Annotated in this window: 22 protein-coding genes; 4 read left to right on the top strand and 18 right to left on the bottom strand. The window is 60.0% G+C overall.

What is annotated here, in order from left to right:
* The 3 genes from CIT31_RS16260 to CIT31_RS16250 all read right to left on the bottom strand — a co-directional run.
* Positions 1 to 231, bottom strand: a 231-nt coding sequence (locus tag CIT31_RS16260; RefSeq protein WP_133116165.1) for a hypothetical protein, incomplete at its 3' end; no start/stop codon positions are given.
* On the bottom strand, positions 228 to 482 hold the full coding sequence (locus tag CIT31_RS16255) for a hypothetical protein (RefSeq protein WP_095519460.1): 255 nt from the start codon (positions 480 to 482) through the stop codon (positions 228 to 230). The genes CIT31_RS16260 and CIT31_RS16255, both read right to left, overlap by 4 nt.
* Positions 483 to 484: 2 nt before the next feature.
* Complete coding sequence (locus CIT31_RS16250) at positions 485 to 1276, bottom strand: hypothetical protein (protein ID WP_095519459.1); 792 nt, start codon at positions 1274 to 1276, stop codon at positions 485 to 487.
* Between CIT31_RS16250 and CIT31_RS16245 the strand changes: the two genes are divergently transcribed.
* From CIT31_RS16245 to CIT31_RS16235, 3 genes are read left to right on the top strand one after another with little or no spacing between them, the layout of a single operon-like run.
* A complete protein-coding gene (locus CIT31_RS16245) occupies positions 1277 to 1657 on the top strand; it encodes a helix-turn-helix domain-containing protein (protein WP_245316327.1) in 381 nt (126 codons plus the stop codon).
* Positions 1654 to 1857 carry a hypothetical protein gene (locus tag CIT31_RS16240; RefSeq protein ID WP_095494837.1) on the top strand — a complete coding sequence of 68 codons (204 nt, stop codon included), beginning with the start codon at positions 1654 to 1656 and terminating at the stop codon, positions 1855 to 1857. The genes CIT31_RS16245 and CIT31_RS16240 overlap by 4 nt, the downstream gene beginning before the upstream one ends.
* Positions 1858 to 1880: 23 nt before the next feature.
* The gene (locus CIT31_RS16235; RefSeq protein WP_095519458.1) at positions 1881 to 2240 is read left to right on the top strand and encodes a hypothetical protein; all 360 of its coding nucleotides are present in this window, start codon (positions 1881 to 1883) and stop codon (positions 2238 to 2240) included.
* A 31-nt stretch (positions 2241 to 2271) separates the two neighbouring features.
* Here CIT31_RS16235 and CIT31_RS16230 read toward each other — a convergent pair whose 3' ends face one another.
* The 6 genes from CIT31_RS16230 to CIT31_RS16205 all read right to left on the bottom strand — a co-directional run bounded on the left by CIT31_RS16230 (position 2272) and on the right by CIT31_RS16205 (position 6632).
* Complete coding sequence (locus CIT31_RS16230; protein WP_133116164.1) at positions 2272 to 2637, bottom strand: hypothetical protein; 366 nt, start codon at positions 2635 to 2637, stop codon at positions 2272 to 2274.
* A 102-nt stretch (positions 2638 to 2739) separates the two neighbouring features.
* The gene (locus tag CIT31_RS16225; RefSeq protein ID WP_095519456.1) at positions 2740 to 2943 is read right to left on the bottom strand and encodes a hypothetical protein; all 204 of its coding nucleotides are present in this window, start codon (positions 2941 to 2943) and stop codon (positions 2740 to 2742) included.
* Positions 2928 to 3191 carry a hypothetical protein gene (locus tag CIT31_RS16220; protein WP_095519455.1) on the bottom strand — a complete coding sequence of 88 codons (264 nt, stop codon included), beginning with the start codon at positions 3189 to 3191 and terminating at the stop codon, positions 2928 to 2930. The genes CIT31_RS16225 and CIT31_RS16220 overlap by 16 nt, the downstream gene beginning before the upstream one ends.
* Complete coding sequence (locus tag CIT31_RS16215) at positions 3191 to 3403, bottom strand: hypothetical protein (RefSeq protein ID WP_095519454.1); 213 nt, start codon at positions 3401 to 3403, stop codon at positions 3191 to 3193. Before CIT31_RS16215 ends, CIT31_RS16220 begins: the two co-directional genes overlap by 1 nt.
* Before the next feature lies 1 nt (position 3404).
* Positions 3405 to 4163, bottom strand: a complete 759-nt coding sequence (locus CIT31_RS16210) for an N-acetylmuramidase family protein (RefSeq protein ID WP_095519453.1) — start codon at positions 4161 to 4163, stop codon at positions 3405 to 3407.
* A 36-nt stretch (positions 4164 to 4199) separates the two neighbouring features.
* Complete coding sequence (locus tag CIT31_RS16205; protein ID WP_095519452.1) at positions 4200 to 6632, bottom strand: right-handed parallel beta-helix repeat-containing protein; 2433 nt, start codon at positions 6630 to 6632, stop codon at positions 4200 to 4202.
* Between the two features lie 59 nt (positions 6633 to 6691).
* Here CIT31_RS16205 and CIT31_RS16200 point away from each other — a divergent pair, with 59 nt between their 5' ends.
* Entirely contained in the window at positions 6692 to 7033 is a 342-nt protein-coding gene (locus tag CIT31_RS16200; protein ID WP_095519451.1) for a hypothetical protein, read from the top strand.
* Here CIT31_RS16200 and CIT31_RS16195 read toward each other — a convergent pair.
* The 9 genes from CIT31_RS16195 to CIT31_RS16155 form a co-directional block, all read right to left on the bottom strand.
* Positions 7011 to 11135 carry a hypothetical protein gene (locus CIT31_RS16195; protein ID WP_206073381.1) on the bottom strand — a complete coding sequence of 1375 codons (4125 nt, stop codon included), beginning with the start codon at positions 11133 to 11135 and terminating at the stop codon, positions 7011 to 7013. The genes CIT31_RS16200 and CIT31_RS16195 overlap by 23 nt on opposite strands.
* Before the next feature lie 98 nt (positions 11136 to 11233).
* Positions 11234 to 14344 (bottom strand): transglycosylase SLT domain-containing protein, encoded by a 3111-nt coding sequence (locus CIT31_RS16190; RefSeq protein WP_095519449.1) that lies wholly within the window; start codon positions 14342 to 14344, stop codon positions 11234 to 11236.
* The gene (locus tag CIT31_RS16185; protein ID WP_095519448.1) at positions 14334 to 14834 is read right to left on the bottom strand and encodes a hypothetical protein; all 501 of its coding nucleotides are present in this window, start codon (positions 14832 to 14834) and stop codon (positions 14334 to 14336) included. The genes CIT31_RS16190 and CIT31_RS16185 overlap by 11 nt, the downstream gene beginning before the upstream one ends.
* Positions 14816 to 15175, bottom strand: coding sequence for a hypothetical protein (locus CIT31_RS16180; protein ID WP_095494825.1), 360 nt, complete (start codon positions 15173 to 15175; stop codon positions 14816 to 14818). Before CIT31_RS16180 ends, CIT31_RS16185 begins: the two co-directional genes overlap by 19 nt.
* Positions 15175 to 17898 carry a phage tail protein gene (locus CIT31_RS16175; RefSeq protein ID WP_095519447.1) on the bottom strand — a complete coding sequence of 908 codons (2724 nt, stop codon included), beginning with the start codon at positions 17896 to 17898 and terminating at the stop codon, positions 15175 to 15177. Before CIT31_RS16175 ends, CIT31_RS16180 begins: the two co-directional genes overlap by 1 nt.
* Positions 17899 to 18525: a phage connector family protein gene (locus CIT31_RS16170; RefSeq protein WP_095519446.1), complete on the bottom strand. Its 627-nt coding sequence runs from the start codon at positions 18523 to 18525 to the stop codon at positions 17899 to 17901.
* 3 nt (positions 18526 to 18528) lie between these two features.
* Positions 18529 to 18957, bottom strand: a complete 429-nt coding sequence (locus CIT31_RS16165) for a hypothetical protein (RefSeq protein WP_095519445.1) — start codon at positions 18955 to 18957, stop codon at positions 18529 to 18531.
* Between the two features lie 38 nt (positions 18958 to 18995).
* Positions 18996 to 19727: a LamG domain-containing protein gene (locus CIT31_RS16160; protein ID WP_095519444.1), complete on the bottom strand. Its 732-nt coding sequence runs from the start codon at positions 19725 to 19727 to the stop codon at positions 18996 to 18998.
* A complete protein-coding gene (locus tag CIT31_RS16155; protein ID WP_095519443.1) occupies positions 19727 to 20311 on the bottom strand; it encodes a hypothetical protein in 585 nt (194 codons plus the stop codon). Before CIT31_RS16155 ends, CIT31_RS16160 begins: the two co-directional genes overlap by 1 nt.
* Between the last annotated feature and the right edge of the window lie 22 nt (positions 20312 to 20333).

The raw sequence follows: 20333 nt of genomic DNA, 5'->3' as shown, positions 1-20333 counted from the left end.
TTTGGCGTCGGCCATCACCTTGGTATGGCAGGCGTCAGCCGATGCATTCAGGCGCTCGGCAAGGTCGCGGGCAATCATCGCCAGCGCGTGGATTTGGTCTGCCAGGGCGATCCGCTTGCCGTCGCGCTGGAACTCCTGCTCCCCGGTCTGATCATAGAGAACTTCAAGCAACTGGTGCAGGTTTCCGATATCGGACTGGAGGTCGTTAAGGTCGTCAGAAGGCGCGGTCATGACGCGTTGCCCCCGAGCGCTTCGTAATAGGCTTTCTTCGCCTTCATTGACATCGCCGCCGCCGTACTGGCGACGAAGAACAGCCGATCTCCTTCTGCCTCGGTGAGGACGTAGTTTCCGCCATCCGCGCGATCTGGCCTCATGGCGAAATGGCGATCCAATAGGTCCATCAGCACATCGACCATGTTGTCCGCGTCGCAGATAAGCGGCTCCAGATCGGCGATGGTAGTCTTTTCCTTGGTGGCGGCCATCGTCATGCCTCCCCTGCAAGGCGCAGGACCGAGGCCGAGAGCGTTGAGCCCCAACCAACGGCTTGCGGCGTGAGTATCCGCTGCCATTTTTCCACCGCGCTCCAGGCAGCCAAAGCTTGCGCCTTGATCACCACCCCGGCCATCGTTGTTTCGGGTTGCGCCATGATGGCGTCTATGGCGCCGATCAGAGCCTGCGCCGCTGCGGCCTTGCGCCGGTCAGCGGCGTCGTGCCCCGACGCTGCTAGAACACGCGCCTTTTCCGCCTCATACTTGGCGGCGGCGGTGTATTGCGCAACCAGTACGTCAAGCTCATCTTCCCAGGCGGCACGGTTAGGCAGACCGCCGAGCGCGCGCTTGTCGATTGTCTTCCCTTTCAAGATGCTCTTTGCGCGCTTCAGTTCCCAATCCAGATTTTCGCATGAGTAGATGTAGCGCGGCCGCCCGGTCGCATGACAGAGGCCATGACCGGTAATGTCCCGCTCCATCGTGTTGCCGGCGCCGTCGAATTGCCGAGCCGCGATGATTTCATCCGGCGCCACCGGCCAGACCTTCGACCATTTGTTGACGATGGCGTTCAGCGCGGCGAGCGCCGAACGGTATTCATTCGCGACGGCTGGGAACTCGTTTCCGAGGCGCAGCAGTTCCGGGTTTTCGGAGATCTGTCCGCTGCGAGCTTCAGGCGCGACCGTTACGGCTGCGGCGGCGGTTGAAGCAGCCGCGAGGCCTAGCAGAAGGCGGCGGCGGTTGATTGCGGGCATGCCTTCGGCGGCAGCCCGAACAGAGGTGTTCGGCATGTGTTTTATCTCCCGGTTTTGGTTACCAATACCAACCTGATTGGTTTTTTAACCATATCCCCGATGCTGGATTGCCGTCAACAAGAATTTGTGTATTATACCAAAATTGATGCATATGGGGACAAAATGGCGATTACTGGGAACCAAATACGGGCGGCTCGATCCCTTGTGGGGATGGAGCAGATAGCCCTTGCTGACAAAGCGGGAGTTAGCGCCAACACGATACGAAACATGGAGGCGTTTGGCGCGGAACGCGTGAAGGTCCGGACGGGCACGCTTGACGCGGTAACCGACGCCCTGAGAGGCGCGGGTGTGATTTTTCTTGATGATGGTGATACAGCCAACGGAGGCCCAGGCGTTCGCCTGAGGACAAAGCCATGAAGACAATCAAAGACCTGACTGCCCAGATCCGGGGAGAGACGGCGGCTCGCAACACAGCAGAGCAATTTGCCAAAGCGGAAACGCAGCGGGCCGATGCCGCCGAACGTGCGTTACGTTCCTGCACGATCGAAAGAGATCGATGGATGAAGCGTGCAGAGATAGCCGAAGCCGCGCTTGCCGCAGTGGGAACACAGCGTTGACAACAAACACTCCCCGAGCCCGCATGTCGGCCAAGCGTCGGCAAGCCATCTTCACCGAGCATTGCACCGGCCACAACATCGCGCCGTGCTGCCTTTGCGGAGAGCCTATCCAGCGTCACGAAGACCGCTGGATTATCGAACACAGACGCGCCCTCGCCTTGCTTGGCCCGGATCTGAACACCAATTGCGCGCCGGCCCACTTCAAGTGCGGCGAGGTCAAGACCCACACCCAGGACTTGCCGAGGATCAGGAAGGCGAAGCGCCAGCAGGCCCGGCACGAAGGTACAAAAAAGCCGACGCGAGGGTTTGAAGCACCGGCCGGCGTGGTTTTCGATTGGAAGCTGCGGCGCTATGTGCTGCGGCCTACCGCCAGTCAGCCTTGACGACACGCCGGGTATAGGCGAAAGCCCGCGGTCAGGGAGCCGGCGGCCGGTTTCGATCTTCGGCTATCGCCTGAAGAGTGGCAGTCAACGCAGCGACGGCATTTGAAAGCCCCACGATCGAATCTTGCACCCTGTCGAGCCTGTTCAGCGTGCCGTTCTGGAACCGCTCATTCGCGGCCATGTCCTGCACCTGTTTTGTCTCAACCGCGATCAGCCGGTCATTGACTTTGCCGGCTACCTCATTCGCCCGAACAGCGGAATCATTCGCGCGTGCTGCTGTCACCGTAACGGTGTCAATGCGCTGGCTGACATGATTGGCCTGTGCGTCGAACCGGCCATCCAGCCATTGCGACCCGAAAAAGGCGATGAGGCCGATGGTCGGCAGCGCCAGCGCCATCGACACCCGCGCTACGGCGAGGAGAAGAACGTTTTCGGCGATATTCGTTGTCGTGTTCATGTCATCACCTTCCACAATCCCTGCCCTTCCATGCACTGCTATTCACGGCCGCCACCCGCACCACTGGGTGCCCTGAGCGTTGTGGGTATTCATTTCGTCCAGCTCGGGCCTGGTCATCGCAGCGACCACAACGAGGGACGGCCGGCGCGGCTGATTATGGTCGCACCACACTTCGCGCGGGTTGCCGATCGGCGCCGTTGCCGAGCAGCCGGCAAGCGCCAGGCACAGGATTAGCGCTTTGCCCATTTGGCCGCGACCTCCCTTGCTTCGGCGTCGGTCATGCCGGCGGCTTGGCGCTCGGCCGCTGTAGCCTCCCGGTCCATTTCGAGGCGGTCTTCAGCGGCAGCCAGTTTGCCGGCCGCCTGCTTTGCCGCTTCCTTCTTGGCCCGGTTGATGCCGCCAGCGACGTAGAGCCCGAGCCCGCCAACGACCGCGGCGAAAAGGGCCATGATGGTCTTGTTGCCGATGATGGCGGCAAGAATGGCGCTGCCCATCACAGATCCTCAGCGCGGCGGCGGCGAAGGAATTCAGTCAGCACGCCGTTGATGACGAGAAACCAGGGGAACCACTCGCCCGGAATAATCGGCGAAAGGACTTGCGGGTCGACGTAGGTGACGACAGTCGCAACGACACCGATGGCCGCCTGTAGCCGTGCCCAGAAAATGGTCTCGCTTGAACTGAAAAACTTCTTGATGCGGGTCCACATGTCATTTGCCCTTTCGGCCAAGCAGTTTGAGGATGAAGGCGATCAGCGCGGCCCAGAAGCCTTGCTTTGCGGCTGGCGTAGGCAGGCGCTGGGAAGCGTCGGGAGGCGTGGCTGGCTTTGGAGCCGGGGTTGGCTTCGCTGGCGCTGGCGGGGCTGCCTGCGGCGTATCTTTGATGCGGCTCCACTTGCGGTATGCTTCGGCAAGTTTGGAATCGTAGGCATTGATCCGGTAGTTCGCGCCGTTGTAGCCCTTCGCGAAGGCGGCCCAATTGTGGGCGCGCAATTCATCGTCAAGGCCGGTGTTCTTGGTGAAGGTGACCGCCGCCTGAAGGTGCGCCTCTTCGTCTTCCATGAAGGCGGCAACCATGGCCTCGACTGTATCGAAGCCGGCGAGCTTATGGTTGAAGCCCATGACTTGAGCGAGGCCCCACGAACAGGAATAGAGCGCGGCCTGGCGATCGATGGCGATGGCCTTCAGAAGCTTGCCATATTGCTCGCTCTCCTTGCCGTAGCCGCCCGGTGTCTTGTTGGCGAGCCCGGCGTTGACAGCCTGAGTGCGCTTCGACGCCGGCACGTATTTGTAGAACTTGTGCCGTTCGAACAGGATGATCGGCCGCCCCTGCGGGTCGAAGCCCGATCCGCGCGTCTCAACGTCGATAAAGGCGTGCAACTCGTCCTCACCGACGCCGATCAGGGCGCCAAGCTTGGGCAAGTCGATGTCATCAAGGCGCCGAGCGGCGCCCTTGAAAGAAAGGTCCATGGTGCATTCCTTGAGGTGTTGGAGCTCAGTAGCGGGCTATGCCGCAATGGCCGCTTCGGCCTTCCACGTTCCAGGATTCCCGGCCGTCGTGCAGATCGCGCCGGGAGCCGCCGCCGCAGCTGGCGCCGGGAATGCCGCCCTGTCGCCAGCCGCCCACGTTCCAACCGTAGGAGCCGCTGCCAACTCAAGCACGACAAGCCTGTCGTCATCCTTGCGGCAGATGTAGCCGCACTTGGTGCCACCAGCCGACGAGGATGAACCGTTTGCAATTTTGTTCGTCACGTTGATGAAGCGATTGCCCACGAGAGGAACAACAACAGTGTTGTTCGTTGCGGCCAAGCCGAAGCCCCCGGTGCAGTCTTCAATGATGTTGTTTTCATACACCAGGTCAAAGAACCGAGTGGACACCGTGAAGAACGCCCCGGAAGATATGGCGACATGGAAATTCTTTACGTGGTTATCCCTGATCCGAACGACCAACGGGCTGTTGGTCCAGATGCCGGCGTTAGTGTTGACGGCGTTGGTGTTGTCGAAGCCCTCGATAGAGTTGCGCTCCACAGTCGTGACTAGGGTCGTGCCGCCCGTTTGTATCCGGATGCCGCGCACGTCATTGCCGCTGGTCCGCTTGATCTTGTTGTCGTGGATGTGGTGACCACCCGTCCCAGCCGCACCGCTGGAGATAGCCTCGATGTCAGTTGATACCGAGCCGATGATCTGGTTGCCCGCCACATCCACAAGTGCAGTCTGCGCAGTCAACGCGATGCCATGGCCGAGAGAGTTCGTGATGAGATTGCCGTGGACCTTAGTCCATACGCCAAGCGGCGAAGCGGTATTGATTGTAATAGCGCCAGTCGCGGAGGTCGTGTTCTGGAAATCTTCAATGATATTTCCGGTGACGAGGTCTTTACCGCTGCCGTTGACAAAAATACCACCAGAGATCGAATTCGAGTTATCAAGGCCGTTATTACTGCAATGGTTCCCGCTTATCAGAACCCCACCTTCGCTGACACCCTGCTTGTAGATACCAGTCCAACGAGTGTTCTTGCAGATATTGTTAGAAATGATCGAGTGGGGACCCCCGACAGAACTGCTGTTATACCCTATGACGATGCCGTGCCTACGACGGACCGTGCTTGTCACTCCAGTATAATCGACGGTCGCTTCAGCCCATGTGCCACCCTCGATACATGTCGCAGGATCGAGCGTCACACAATGATTGTTTGTGACAATCAAGTGGGCTTCATAACCTAGTGCATCGAGGAACATACCCTGAGAGTTATTTGAGAAACAACTGTTCCCGGAGATTAACCCTCGGCCTGCTGCTACGGGCGAGTAGACAACGATGTCGCCGGAGCTGGCGATTGCGCCCCATGGGTTGGCGAAGAAGACGTTGTTAAGAATTTTGTAATCAAGACACCCGCGAAGTTGAACACCGCAACTTTCGAACTTCTCGCCGAAGCAGTTTTGGACCAGAACGCCTTTTTTACCAGATGCGTAGATGCCGTTGTTCTTGGTGAAATCCGCCCCGGTCAGCAGATTATCGCCGATCAGGTGCAGCCCTTCAAAGGAGCAGTGATCCCCGGCGATGAAGATGTTCTTTTCGCGGACGGTTTGCCGGATGCGAGAGTGCCAGCCGGCACCACGGATTTTGACGTGCGCCGGAACAGTGACTTCATTGTTCACGTCGATGTATTCGCCAGTTGCTAGCGGCGGCACCCATAGCTCTGTCACATAGCTCATTGCCAGAGTGAGCGCCGCCGAGTTCTGCGCGGCGGTCCTCGCGGGACCAGCACCGAACAAGCGAATATCGAACCCGCGCGCGAGCGACGGCTTATAGTCCTGCGTTCCCCCTCCCGACAGTGTGACTGTAAACCCGCCCGAACCAGTTCCCTTAGCGAAGACAGCGCCGCTGCCATCATCAGCAGCAAGCGCACCGGCAGTCCTGATATAGTTGGGCGCGGCGATCGGGGACCAGGCCGCAGCCGTTGTCTTGGTGTCGAACGTGTTCTCAGAAAGGATGAAGGCAGAAGCCAAGCCAGCAGCAATATCAGCAGATGCTTCTGCAGCTGCCGCCGCCGCAGAAAGCGCGGCAGCGTTGACGGAGCCTGCCGACAGATCGAACGCAATGGATGAGCTGCCTACGGTGATCGGGCTTTCTGTGGTGACCTCGAACTCGGCCGGCCCAGAATCACCTTCCGTGACATAGACCCGCGTCCCCCTCGTCAAATCGCGGTTGCTGTCCATGTCGCGGGCACGTTGCCAGGTGCCGCTAGCCGCGATGTAAATGCCGTTTTGCGAGGGCGTGTTCTGAATGCGGACCAGCACCCGGTCATTGGCGGCCGTTGCCACGCCGTCGATCGTCTGTAAACCACTCAGGGCGATGTTTGCCGTGGTCGCTAGTCGACATGGCGCTTTCAGTGCTAAGGTTTCGCCATAGCCAGTGACCTGATCAACAGAAGTGGTCGCCATTTTTAGTTTACTCCATGGGGAAATATCTCGCTTGAGGCGAGGCAAGGGGGAGAGGCGAGATGCCTATAGTTCACTATCAGGAAGACCAGAATCCGTTTGCCAAGCCTGCGCTCAACACGTATGGCGGCATCGACTACACTAAGACCACTGAGTACATTGCCAGCCAGCAGCAGTTCGCTGCGCAGCGAGCTTTCGATGACAAGTTGGTGCTCATCATCGCTGGCGCCGCGCTGCTTGTGGTGATCTTTTTTGGTCGATGGTTCCTGCGTTTCCTACGAGAAATGGTTCTCAACTCTGCCGCAAAAAGTGTGCGAGCGAAGCGGGCAATGTCTGGCAAAGTGGAGAGCCTGAAGCGCGAAATCGTCAGCCGCGCCGATGCTAATCGGAAACCGCTTGCTTGAGCTGCGGCTTTAGGCCGGAATCGCCGAGTTTTATATCGGTCCCTGCGATGCCGCCGCCTTCGATAATCCACCGCCAATAGGGCAGCGTCGAAAACGGGATCATCTTCGAAGCGCGATTGATATCAGCTTCGTTCAGATCGATGTCGCCGTGAGTTGCCCGCACGCCGATACCGAGCAATTGCGCCGCATCGGTCCCGAGCTGGAATGACGGGCCAAGCAAGGCGCCGAAAGCATCGCGGTTCGCATATCGTGACGCTGGCGCCCGCTGCATCCTGTCGGGAAAGGCCTTAGCGGCGCCAACGTAGATCCCCGAGCCGCCCAGCTTTTCCCAGGTGTTGCTCACCTCGAACGCAAGCGAGAAGATGCCGGACTTATCCAGCCCTTCAGCAATCCAGTAGCCAGGATTGTCGTTCCAGTCACGGTTCGATTCGCTCATCTTCGCGTAGGCAGCGACCATCCCCAAGGTGGTCATGCCCAGAGTGCCGGAGATGAACGAGCCAGGCCCTTCCTGAAGGCCGCGCATCAGCACCCTTTGGTTGGACGCAAGACCGAACGTTTTGAACTGGAGCAGAGCCCGCCCGGTTGGGGTATGAGCGAACAACGGGACATCGCCCACACCCTTCGTGACGACGGTGCTGTCCACGTCTTTGTTGACCGCGGCAGCGAACGCGCGCCGTGCGCCCTCGTCGCTCCAGTTCGCAATTCCCGGAATGTGGACGTTGCCGTCGACATCGCCGAACTCGGCAAACTGCTTTGAAATCCGTTCGGCCATATGAGCATCAATGCCGAGGAAGCCCATATATTTCAGTTCGGCCTTACCGAGCTTTTCATAATCCACCGCGGCATTTTTCAGCAGCCGGTTTTGGACCAGAACCGAGGCAATGGACTTGTGCATATCGTTCCAAAACGGCAGCAGCGTCATCTTGGAAAAGACGTTCGCAGCGTTATCCATGAAGCGTTCGAAGGGCGAGTTGCTGGCATACGGGTCCGCCAGTTCGGCCATCGTTGCAAGGCGCCCCTGCAACGACCGTTCCGTCACGGCGCCCAGCAGCTTGGCATCCTCGACGGCCAACTTGATCGCCTTCAGGTTGGTTACCAGCGGCGCAATGCCCTCGCCCATGTAGCGGCGCAGGCCATGAACCATCGGCGGCCGGGCAGCATCGGCGAGCGACGAGGCGAGTACCCCGCCCAGCGAGCGCATATAGTTGAACACGCCGGCCACGCGCAGCACCCGAGCATAATTAGTGTGTTGCGTGTCGACCTTGTATTGACCGCGCAGCAAATCGCGCACGCTGCCAATGTCTTCGATGTCGCTCTTCTCGCTACGAGCGAGCTCCAGCAGCGCCTTTTCGCGCGCCTTCGGTTCGAAGTCACCGGCATTCACCGCTTCGCGCAGGGTCAGGTAATCCGCTCTCACCCGGTCTAACTGGCTTTGCAGCGTCGGTTTGCCGGCGCCACCGAGGCGCTTATCCAGATTCGTCAGCTCGACATCGGCCGCCATGACGCGGGCATAGCGCCGGCCGATCAGTTCAATGTCGTGCTCGAGGAAGTCTTCAACGAGGTGATCGGGAATGTTGAAAGTGCGTTCCTTCAGCGGGCCGCGAGCCGACATCGTCATGTCATAGGACGGCATGCCCTGATTTGCGCGGCCCGTAAGCTGAGAGAAGATATCGTCAACGATGCCTTTGACATAATCGGCGCGGTCTTCCGGCGATACAAAATCAGGGATTTCCTGTTTCACCTTGGGCATCATCGGTTCGAGCTTGTCAGCCTTCGCCTTGAGTCCGTCGATGTTGGCGCGCAGCCGCTCCAGGTCGATCGACTTGGCGTTAAGTTCGGCCAGGATTTCATCGTTGGCGCCGCCTTCGGCATCCAGGCGCTTCAGTCCATCGACGCGCTTGGAAAGCGAGCGCTCCTTCAGCTTCGATTTGAACAAGTCGCGCCGTGTCATGCCGTAGTCGACCACTAGCGCCACGCGCGGCGACGAATTGGCAAGATCCTGCACGGCATCAAGTTCGGCTTCCAGCTTCTCCAGTTCTTCGCCTACGGTCTTTGCCTCGGCCGCAGTGATTTTGCTTTCGTTGACGATGGCGTCGGTTGTGCGGTCGAAGTCTTCAATCTCCTGCTCGAAACGGGAGATGCGCGTGTCGATGCCGGCCGTGTTCTTTTCGGCGCCGGTCACGCGTGCGATGAAGTCGCGGACATCCTTCACCGAGGCATTGGGAGCCAGCCCCACGCGGTCCAGCCATTCGCTGGCCACTTGGTCAAGATTATCGAGCGCCGCCGCTGTGGCCTCTTCCTCTGCCGTGCGCAGCGGGTTTCCGCCCAGCTCAGAGCGGATCGATTCCATAACCGCCACCGGGTCGACGTAACCGCTACCATCGGCCGGCAGATTGGCGAAAATCTCATCTTCCGACTGGACGAAGTTGTCGACATCGCCAATCCCGCCTTTCTTGATGAAAAGGCCGGGATGGGACTTTGGCGTCACGTCCAGTGCGCGCAACTCTCGATCGAGCTTTGACCCAACGCGCACACCGCCCTTGTTCTTGATCAGCGCCAGGACGGGCGACCGTTCGGCAAACGACTGTTTCTTGCCAGCCGATCGAGCAGCAGCCCGCGCCTGTTTCACCGTGTCGACCATCACGGCATTTTCGTCGGTGCCGCGCAGCATCTTCACCAGGTCGGCCGGAGCGCGCTCCTTCAGAACGTCTTGCCGGGTCTGTTGCAATTGCCCGAGCTCGGCTTGCTTGCGCTGCCGGATGCCCTGCCGACCAGCCAGACGGCTTTCTATGTTTTCGAGACGTTCCGAGACTTGGCCGAATGCCTCACGCCGCTTTTCAGCATCGACAATCCGATTGCCCACGTGGATTTCATCGGCCTTGAACTCTAGTTGCGCGAGCTGGTCATCGATCCATGGCTTGACGATTTGCTTGAAGCGCGCTTCGCCGGCATTGAGCCGGGGAGCATTCCAGAGGCGCGTGAGATAGGACGTTGCCGTCTTAACGTTGACGTCGGCCGGCAACAGGCCCGCTGCGATTGCCTCATCCTTCAGCGGGTCGAAGAGCGTCTTGCGCCAGGCTTGCGCCGCCGCCGACACTGCGTCGTTTTCGCCGACATCACCGCGGCGCATTGCTTTGCTGACGGCAGTCCGAAACTCTTCCGGGCTCATCTCAAACCCGGGCGTTTGCCGTGCCTTGGCATATGTGCCGCGCATGTCTTCCAGGGCTTTAGTCAGGGCGCCCCGGTCCCAATACTTGACGGCGCTTTCGACGGCGAGATTGCCTTCGCCGCGCACATTCTTTTCGATGTAGTAGCCAGTCTCCGCCATGTTGGCCATAATCTCACGAGACGGCGCCGAGGGACTATGCGAGCCTCGCAACGTCGGATTGAAGCCGGATTGCAGCGCGCCCACGGTCTTTGCGCCCGAGGCGATGCCGTAGTCACCCAGGACGGGCCGATCGACGGCCGCAGCGCCTATGCCTTCGGCATGAGCTGCAACCTGTTCAGGCGTCGGAACGTGGTCCTGCAATGCGCGCTCGACGGAGGCGAAAGCCGCTTTCCGTTCCGCATGGGAGAACAGAGCACCAGCACCAGCGCCGAGCAGCCCGCCCAGTATTGTACCGGCACCAATGGCAACCGCGCTTTCGGCCAAGGGCCGAGTCTGTTGTGTGGCTTGCAAGGCTATCTCAGAAGCACCAGCACCCAGCGCCCCGGCGACAGCAGTTCGCGCGCCGGTTCGCAACGCTGCCTGCCCAAGTCGAACACTTGTGACCAATTGCCCGCCAGGAATTAAGGACGGCACGTCGACAACACTCGCCAGCATGGAAGCGCCCGTCCCCCACCAGCCGCCCGCATCGACCGTTCGCCGGTCTTCAGTTTCCATGTCGATTTGAGCTTTCATCGCCTCGAAGCCCGGGCGATTGAAGACGCTCGCAAACCGATCCCAATGCGTTTCGTAAGGCGTCCCCTTAATCTGGTCCCACATCACATCGCCGCTGAAGCCGTCTTCGCGCGTGGACAGGTCGACGCCAGCCAGCTTGTTCGATGCCATCGAGCCAATCGTATTGTCCTGCCTGAAGCTCGCGGCAAGCAGTGTTGCCACGTCAGGAGCGACTTCGGCTTCTTCCGCCGCCGGCTTGTAGTCGACGGCGCCGAACGTGCCTAGGGCCGGGCGGTCTTCAGGGTATTGCAGGATTGGCATCAGGGGACACCCAGATTGGAACCGAGCCCGAGCGGGTCGACTTCAGGAGCAGGAACGTTTTCCGGCGCAGGTTCTGTAAGTTCAAGGTCGCCACCGCCCATCCGCAGTTGGTCGGCATTTGCCTTGCCCAGGTCTTTCGTCTGGATTGCCTGATTGGCCTTCATCCAGTCCGGCAAGTTCGGGTCATCCAGGATTCTTTCGGCATCGGAAGCCGCGCCACGCTCGATTTCGTTGGCCGCGTCATTGAGGCTGTGGCGGGCCAGGAACCGCTTCTTTGCGTCTTCCGCGCCCTTGGTCACGCCAGTGTCGAGCGCCTTTGCATCGAGCCCCCAGGGACCGGCAAAGACCTCATCAAACTTCTTTTGGCCGTCTTCCGTGTACTGGTAGAAAAGCCGGTAGCGCGGCGGTCGTTTCATTTCGATATCCGCACGCGTCGTGGCGGTCGGGATGATGGCGATGTTGTCGACCTTGCGCCCGTCATGGACCCCGGCGACGTAGCTTTCCGCCGTCTTCAGGGCGTCGTCGCGAAGATAATCATATTTGCCGTCGATCGCCGGATAATGCAGCTCAGGCGGCAGGCGCATCAGGTTGGGCGTGCCGGAAATGTTGCTGACATTCCAACGGGTTTTTAGTTCAGCCAGCGCTTGAGCTTTCGCCGCGCCAGTGTCGCCGCCGGTCTCGTAATATTTTTCCTCCGCGATTTCCTTGTACTCAGCCAGGAGCGCGTTGGTTTGAATGGGCATGATGCCGGCGCCGGGTTCCGAAACGAAGACGCTCGGATCATAGGCGTTGGTGACATCGGCAACCGTCAGGGTCTTTGTGAACTTGTCCAAGCCCGGCTTCAGAACTTCGCGGTTCACCTTTTGCGCCGGGTCGTCCATGGCAAGGATGGCCTGCGATGCCTCTTCGCCGGACATGCCCCGGTCATTCACGAAATGACGGAAGGCCGCGAGCTTGTCGCGAATGTCGGCCGCGCCCTCGACGGCACCGAACGAAACAGGCGCGACGGTCTGGAGCGCATCAGCTTGCGACATGGCAGCGGCAAAGACGGACGGGTTTTTGGAGGCGGCCCCCTGCCTAACCCTCGCCTGAAGCGTGTCGGGAATGTAGCCGGTCGCCTTGACGAAGCCTTGCGTGACTATCGGCTGTTGCTCTTCAGGCGTGACTTTCATCATCTGGTCATAGGCTTTGTTCGCGGTCGACTTCTGGTCGCCGTCGAAGCTGTTGACCGATGCTGCAGGGCTCCCCGCCAGGATAGCCGAAACCAGTTCGCCAACGCCCCCCTCTTCCTTCTGCTTCGAGCGAAAGGCCTTCAGATGCTTGGTGATGTCGCCATCGTTCAGCATCGGGTCGCTTAGGATCTGCTCAGCGCTGACAATCTTGCCGGTTTCGATGCCGAGGCCGACAGAGTCGTCATAGGCCGTGTATTGCGCCTGCTGTTGAACGCGGGTCGCGGTCGCCTCAGTCTGAATGTCCTTTTGTGTCGACTTGGCGATTGCATCGCGTGACACATAGTCCATATCGGCGAAGCGAGAATCGATCTTGAAGCCAGCACCGCCGCGCTGCCCGAGCGGTTCAGCCTTGCCGGCCATATGTGAGGCGATGGCTTCGCGCGCCCAGGTCGGAACGCTGTCCGAATGATGCGAGGCGCCCCAGGCACGGCGGGAGCCGATATCGAGGTGCAGCGAATTGGCATAGACACCGATGCCGGTAAAGCCGAGCGACGAAGCCGTCTGGATAAGCCGGACGCGCTCTTCGTTCGAAAGCTTGCTGACATCGAGGTCCAGCGCGTTGCCGTGCATGTGTTGGGATTTGCGGGCACCGCCAGCCTTGGCGTTCCGTTCGGGGTCACGAAAGCCAGAGACGATCGGCACCGAGGCGCCGAATGCGTTCTGCACTTGCTTGAAGCGCGACATGACCACGCTGTTGACGCCGGCAACGTCGGGATTTCCCACGCGTCCGGCAGCATCGCCGATGATGACCGGCTGTTCTTTCCCGCCGCTTGCCTGCCCACCGACATCGGCGCCGCCCTTGGTGCGAGCCATCACCTTCTTGTAATAGTCGGCCGACTCCTGCGGGATCACGGCATCATTGCGACCGCTGGCCAGCCACTTGTCGGCCCGAGCCGCACCGCCATTGTAGGCAATGAGTGCCGCTTCCGTGTCGCCGTCATAGCGGGCAAGCATTTTGTTGAAATAGTACGTACCGTACTGCTCAGAGACATCCGGGTCTTTCAGGTATTCGGCTTGCGCGTCGGGCGAGGCCGGGAAATTCGGGTCGCCGATTTCGTCTGCAATCTCGATCCCCGTTTCCGGCATCACTTGCATAAGGCCGATAGCGCCCTTCGGCGAGACGGCGCCAGGATCACCGTCGCTTTCGACGCCCTGGATTGCTTGGATGATGTCGTCCTGCCCCGGAGCCTCACCCAGCGCCCGGAGCCGGTCGGCCGGCTTCATGCCGTTCAGAGCGGCAAGCTGTGCCTTGGCCTTCCAGCCGCGGCGAAGCGCATCCTTTTCGATCGGGTTTACATCTTCGTCAGGGATGGAGTCGATGTAGTTGTTGCCCTCGAAGACCGCATCATCGAATTTCGACGGGTCGCTGTAGAGCCGGCTTTCAATGGCCGTCAGGCCTTCATCGACGCTGGTTTTGTAATAGGCCTTGCGCTGCTTTCGTTCGAAGTCGCCAGCGCCGCCCTCGCCATTGATGAGTGATTCTTCCGTGCTGAAAAGCTTGGCGTCATAGACCTTCTTTAGCTCTGGCGGGACAGTCGACAGGAACTGCTTCGCTGCTTCCTTGTATGAGCCCTGATACTGCTCCTTGAAGCCGAAGGCGCCAGGTTCTGCCTTATCGCCAGCAGCGGTAAGATCCTGCGCCCGAGCCGACTTGAACTGCTGGAATCGGCTTTCCGTGTCGAACAGCTTTGTCTTGTCGACCGTTTCGCGCGCCTGCGTTTCCTTGATCTTCAGCCCGTGCGACATCGACTGCGCACCGGCGCCGAGCTGTGCAATGCCCTGCCCGATGGCAGAACCATCAAAGGAGGCAATCGGCCGACCCGAACGCCCGCTGACAGGCGAGCTCAGGTCTTCGGCACCAGGAAGCTTAAGGGCCATAAATTAGGTTCTCCGGCGCGACATATGGGTCAGGGTTCCAGTCCTTCGCGAAAGAGCCCACGCCATCCATCAGCGTGCCAACGGCGCCGAAATATGAGCCCGTCTGCTTGGCTTTGCCTTCCATGCGAGCCGCGGCGGCTTGTGCCCGCCTGCCCTTCGCCCGCTCTTCGCCGCCATAAAGGATCATGCCTTTGTTGACCTCGCCTTGCGTGATGATATCGCCGGCCAGGGATTGGACCGTTTCATCGAGCGCCCCGAGGCCAGAAGCGCCGGCCACAGCCTGTTGACGCGAAAGAACGAACTTCTTTTCCTTGGTCGCGCGTTCGGCTTCGCGTTGGGACGCAGCCTTTTCTTCCTTGGCCTGCTGTTCGAGCTGTGCCGCCTGGAAATCACCAGCGCTCTTGGAAGCCGCGCCGGCCGCCAGCGTGCCAGCGGCAGAAGCGGCAGTCCCGACAAGTCCGAGGATGGTTGTTAGTCCGAAGTCTGCCATGTCCACACATCCCCATCGTCAGGCTTGAAGCCAAGCCGCGAGAGCCATTTAGCCGAGGTCTTTTCGTCAGGATCACAGAGCGCGATAATCCGCTTGTGGCGCGCCTTGGCGTCATTCAGGAGCGAAAGAGCCGTCCGGTGGATGGCATGGCGATAAGGCCTCGCCTCATCCTTCAGCGAGCAGAACGCAATAACGTTGCCGCCCGAGAACCAGAAGCCAGCGACAGCCGCCAGCTTGCCATCGACAAGGCCGGCGATGCCCCGAACCGTTGGCCCGCTGCCCTTGTCGCCGTACCATTCAAGTAGATGCTCCCGCGTGAGCGGAACGACTTCGTGAGCCATCAGACCTTGTCGTTTGTTTCGACCGTGACAACCGCGGCGTTCAACACGCAAGGCTTCGGCGCCGTGGCACGGATGCAGAGGCGGCTATCGGGCTTCCACTCCCCACCGAAAGCCGTTGCCGGCTCTTCGTAGTCGGTAAAGATTTCATCGGCAGTCACCGGCCGGCCCTGGTAGAGGCGCGGCAGCCTGTCCATGTTGGTGAAATCGCGGCCGACTTCGATGCCGTCATTGTGCACCAGGCCCATAATCAGGCCGACATAGTTGACCCGCTTGATTTGGCTCAGAGCCGTGCCCGCAGAGGCGGCATAGGCCAGCTTGGTCGACTTATAGAGCGCGGTATAGGGCAGGCCCACCAAGACATCAGCGGCCGTCACAGCCGCGCTCAGCGTGATCGAGCCGCCGGACACCGTGTAGGCGCCGAGATACTTCCCAGCGCCCCAGGCGACCACGCCTAGGCCTTCCAGATGCGAAAGGCCGGTCACGGCTGTTCCAGTAACAGCGGGAACGATGATGAAGCTATCGGCCTGCTTGTTGACCGTGCCGCCCACGCATTCCGATTCCATCGCCATCTTTTCCAGATAACGAACGGTCGACGCGCTCACGGTGCGCCGGACCCGGTAGAACACCTGGTCTTCGTCTTCGCCCGGAAGGACAGACACGCCCTCGACAAAGCCACTGCCGCCGGCACTGATCCGCGACCAGCAAGTCACGTCTTCGGTCGGCTCATAGGTGAGCACAACGACCGAGCCGTCATCAAGCCAGAAATGCGCCCTGGTATCCGGCTGGCGCTGGGTAGCCATCCCGACCACCTTGGCAGATCCGGTCAGATCCGGGCAAAGCAGCGTCAGGTCACGCGGGGAGTATTCGTAAGTGTCGGGGCTAAAGACCAATTCGAAAAGGCGCTTGCCCGAGCGCTGGGCAAAGATGCCGCGACCATCAATCTTTGCCGCCGCCACGCCCTGTCGAGAGCCTTGCGTTGATGGCGTCCCAGCCTGGGCGTTCTGCGGCGTTAGCGGTTCATCGAACGATGTCGACTTGATTGAAAACTCGGCCCCAGGCGTTCCGATGATCGGGCGGCTAAGTGAGAGCATGAAGTTGATGGTGTCGACTGGACCGGAACCGAGCGTCCTGTTGATCGGGCCGGCGTCGCCTTCATAGTCCGGATCGAAATTCTCGTAATCGTCGGTGACGGAGAAGATGAATCGGGATTTGCCTGCCCAGCCAAGCCGGCCTTTGTCGAAGGCCACAGCACCAGGCCACCCCTGCTTGTCGGACCAGATGCCTTCCTGCCAATTTTCGGTGTAGTCTGTCGTCCCGAACCGATCGAGGACTTCAACGCTCACCTCCGTTGAAGAGGTGAAGCCAGTGACGCGGCATACCCCGTACGAGCCGCCGCCATCATAGGTAATAGCCATTGTGGCCGTACCTGAGGTGTAGGCACCATCCGCAAATCCGACCTTGTACCAGATGATTGCGTTGTCGTCATCGTCGCGATTTTCTTGATTGGCCGCGTTGGCGGTGATGTCGATCGCACCGCTTGATTTCTCTTTCCGAAAGGTCTTGTAGCCTTGTTCTGGGCCGTCGAAGGACCGCTGCCAATTCATCGTGCCGACCCAGGTGCCGGTAGCTGTCCAGAACCAGTTCCGGTCGTTATAGTCGGTGCCTACGACCCCCGTGACGCGGAACGGTTCTGTATAGGCTCCACTCGCGCCCAGTTTGAACGACTGGTTTACGCCTTCGTTGAACAGTCTGAAGATGGCACCGACATGCGTTGATTTGAAGAATGGCTTGTCTGCCGTCAGGGTTGTGTTGCCACTTGTCGATGCAACCTTGAGCTTTACCTTTGCCGACCGAGCACCGAAGAATGGGCCGGTCTCAGGCTGGTAGAGCGCAATCGACCAGCTGGTGCCGGTCCCGCGCCGTTCGATCCGGCGCTGTTGATAGCCATCGCAGGCCAAGAAAAGCACGTCTGCCGACTGATCCCACCGCACAAACGGCAGATCGGCCGCCACATAGGGGATATCCAGTTCCATGGTCCCAGATGAAGCGACCTGGCACGATGCCACAATCTTATCGATGTCCAGATCTGATTGAAACTGCACATGGAAATCGCCAGTAGGCGTGAATGCCAAGCTATGGGCACCGGTGCGCAGCGTGGTTTCCGGAACGTATTCGTCGCCGCCAGAGGTCGAACCGCAGCGGAAGGTCACCGGGCCGCGCGTCACGCTGATGCTGAGAGCGTGTTCCTTATTCACATCACCGCCGGCCACAGCGATTTGGCGGCGGCATAGTGCCAGACCGCCAACATTGACAGCATTGAGGATCAGACCCGACCCGCCAAAAGTTAGCGTGCCGCCTGATGTCGAACCGTCCGTCCAGCTTGCTGAGGTGGCAAAGTTACTGTTCGAAATCGTGGTTGCAACCACAACCCGCGAGATCAGCACGTCATCGATGCGAACCCGCATCTTGCCGTCGGCAAACTCAATCTGCGCTGTGTCATCGGTGGCGGCAACGAAGGGAATGTCGATCGCGAAGGCGTTGTTGCGGCTGGACCCGAGATAGCCGAAGCCGGGACGCAGGAACATGGAACCGGCTGTTTTGGGCAGCCAGTTTTCCATAATTTCGGCGCTCAGTCTTATTCTGTCCACGTCTACACGCGTGAGCGCAGAGGTGGAAACGAGCCCCCGGTTGAAGGCCAGCAGCGGCGCATTGGTTTTTGCCATCTATCGGAGCCCGTCAGGCCTACGACGAGAGGACCAGCCACGGCTTTGAACGAGCCGCCCGGCCGGCGGGTATCTAGTTACCGCCTCATTCATGGCATCTGTGTTCGAGGCCTTGTATTTGGCCTTGTCCCGCGCCTTTTCGAGGCGGTCTTTCCGATCAACCGAACCAGTGATTTCCTCGCAAACCGTCCAGGCAAGGCTTGTCTCGACATAATCGACAAAGGTTTGCGGCCATAGACCAAGATCCATGCCAAAGTCTTCGTCATTCGAAACGTAACGAAGATAGATGATCGAGATATCAGCAAGAATGCGGCTGGTGCGGTCGTCGTAAGTGAGCAGTGGCACGTTGCCATAGGGATCGGATGTCACCCCGGCCGTGCGCAGCCAATCATCCGGCTTGTCGAACACATACTGGTAGCCGAAGCTGGAGGCTTCCGAAGGCGTATTTTCGAGCTGCACGAAGCGCATACCGAAATTCCAGAACGCCGCCTCCAGACAGCCCTTCACAGTCTTTGCGTATTCGGCATCGAGCGCACGGCGCGCCTTCCCCTCATCCGTGAGGGCGGCAAGGCGCGGCTGACCAAGCTTGATCAGAGCGCCATTGTAGAGGGAAAGCTGATCCGTCATGGATTAGGCCGCCTTGAGGTTTTCCGCGATCCAGGCGGCGCCCGCTTCCTTGGAATCGAGCATGTCAGCCAGGACAGTCTTGTCTTTGGTGCGGATGACGCGCCAGCCGCCATTCGGACCGCCCCATCGCACTTCATGTTCCGAAGGCTTGTCGATCTTGGCTTCGTTGGTGAGCGCCACCGGGCCGACGATGTAGGCGACGCGAGCGCCACCAGCGGCTCCCTTGCCCACTTCGAGGACCATGACTTCACCGAACCACTGCCGATCGAAGCCGACGACTTCAATCCGGTCATCAGTGCGGAGTTGCGGGCCGACATGGACCCAGAAGCCAGGGTCTAGAAGCTCTTCCGCCTTCGTGCCGGCATAGAGTGCGATGCGGTGAACGTTGCGCTTGCTTTCGGCCAGCATCAGGCCGTTGACGTTGAGAGGCATTGAGATTTTCTCCTGTGATGGAATGTGCACGGGCTCACTCATGTGGTCCCCCATCCCGTAGTGAGTTTCGTGACTTCGGCTGGCGTCAGCACGCGGTTGATGGCGAGCGCGTGGAACAAATCCACGTCGGCAATGGAGGCTGCCACGCCGCTGTCGTTGTTGGCCCCTATGCGGTAGGCTTGGGCGGGCGGGCTGCCTGCACCGCGGGCACCGGTGAACACCACCACGTTGTTCCGGTAGAGCGTGACCGTGACGGCATCCCAGGTGAAGACGTTCACGCCAAGAAGCCCGCGCACATCAGCGGACCCGTGGTAGTTCACGCTGGCCCCCGCCGTGCCGATGCCACCCGCTATCTGGCCGCTGGCATTAACGTAGATCTGGGCGATGCTGTTTCCGGAGCCGAGGCGGGAGCCGATGACCACCTTTGAGGCAGACGTTACGGTGCCTTTGAAGGCGAGTGTACCGGCCACACCCGGCGAGACGGTGGACAGCAGGTTGTCCGCTGTGCCGTCGAAGCGTAGGAAGTTCGGGTTTTTCCATGCTGGGCGACTGTCAGCGGTGGCTTGGGTCGCAATGCGCTGCGTCGGGTCGATGCTTTGCGCCCAGCCCACCGGGTCAGCATCGGTGCCGACTGCCGTTGTACCGTCAGAGAGTTGCTTCAGGCGGTCAGTCTTGGAATAGTCGTATGCAAACCCAACTTCGCCATTGCCAAAGAAGACGGCGGGGTTGAAGCGGCCAAGCACGACCAGATTGCGGGCCGTGTTCAGCACTAGAGGACGATCCCGTAAAGCGTGACCTGCCTGGCAACCGCAGTAGCGGTGAAGCCGGCGAGCGTCTGGAGCCTCGCCCAAAGCGAGGAGGTGATGAGCCGCACATCCAAATCGATGCCGCCGCTCTTGATGTACAGGGCAGCGCCGAGGTCCACAGGCGTACCTAGGGGGATGGCACCGCGATACGTGGCGAGATCACCACTGGCGAGCGTCCAGGCGTCATTGTCGGCCTGTGCGCTTGGTTGCGTTGCCGAATAGCCCTGCAACTGATAGCCCGCTTCGCTGGCCTGCAAGGCAGTGACATCAATGCGCGTGATGGCCGTAAGGATGCGGATGAGCGACCCGGCGGGAATTGCGACCGAATTGCCAAACGCAAATGCGAACTCTGCCGAAGCACCCATGATGTCATTTGCGGAATAGGCTGCCGCGGCAGGTGTGAACGAAGCTGTGGCGAAACAGCCCGAGACGCCGAGTACTGACGTCGGGACCGTAGAGCTGATCGGGTTGCCCGAAGGGTCGACCAGCATAACCGGCGAAGCTAGGGTTGCGGCCGGATCACCGACCACAAGGGGAAGTCCGGCCATGGCCGCATCCTTTCGATGAAAG

Source organism: Mesorhizobium wenxiniae (assembly GCF_002284535.1).
GTDB lineage: Bacteria > Pseudomonadota > Alphaproteobacteria > Rhizobiales > Rhizobiaceae > Mesorhizobium > Mesorhizobium wenxiniae.
Note: the sequence above shows the minus strand (reverse complement) of the source record. Positions and strands in the feature narration are given on the sequence as shown.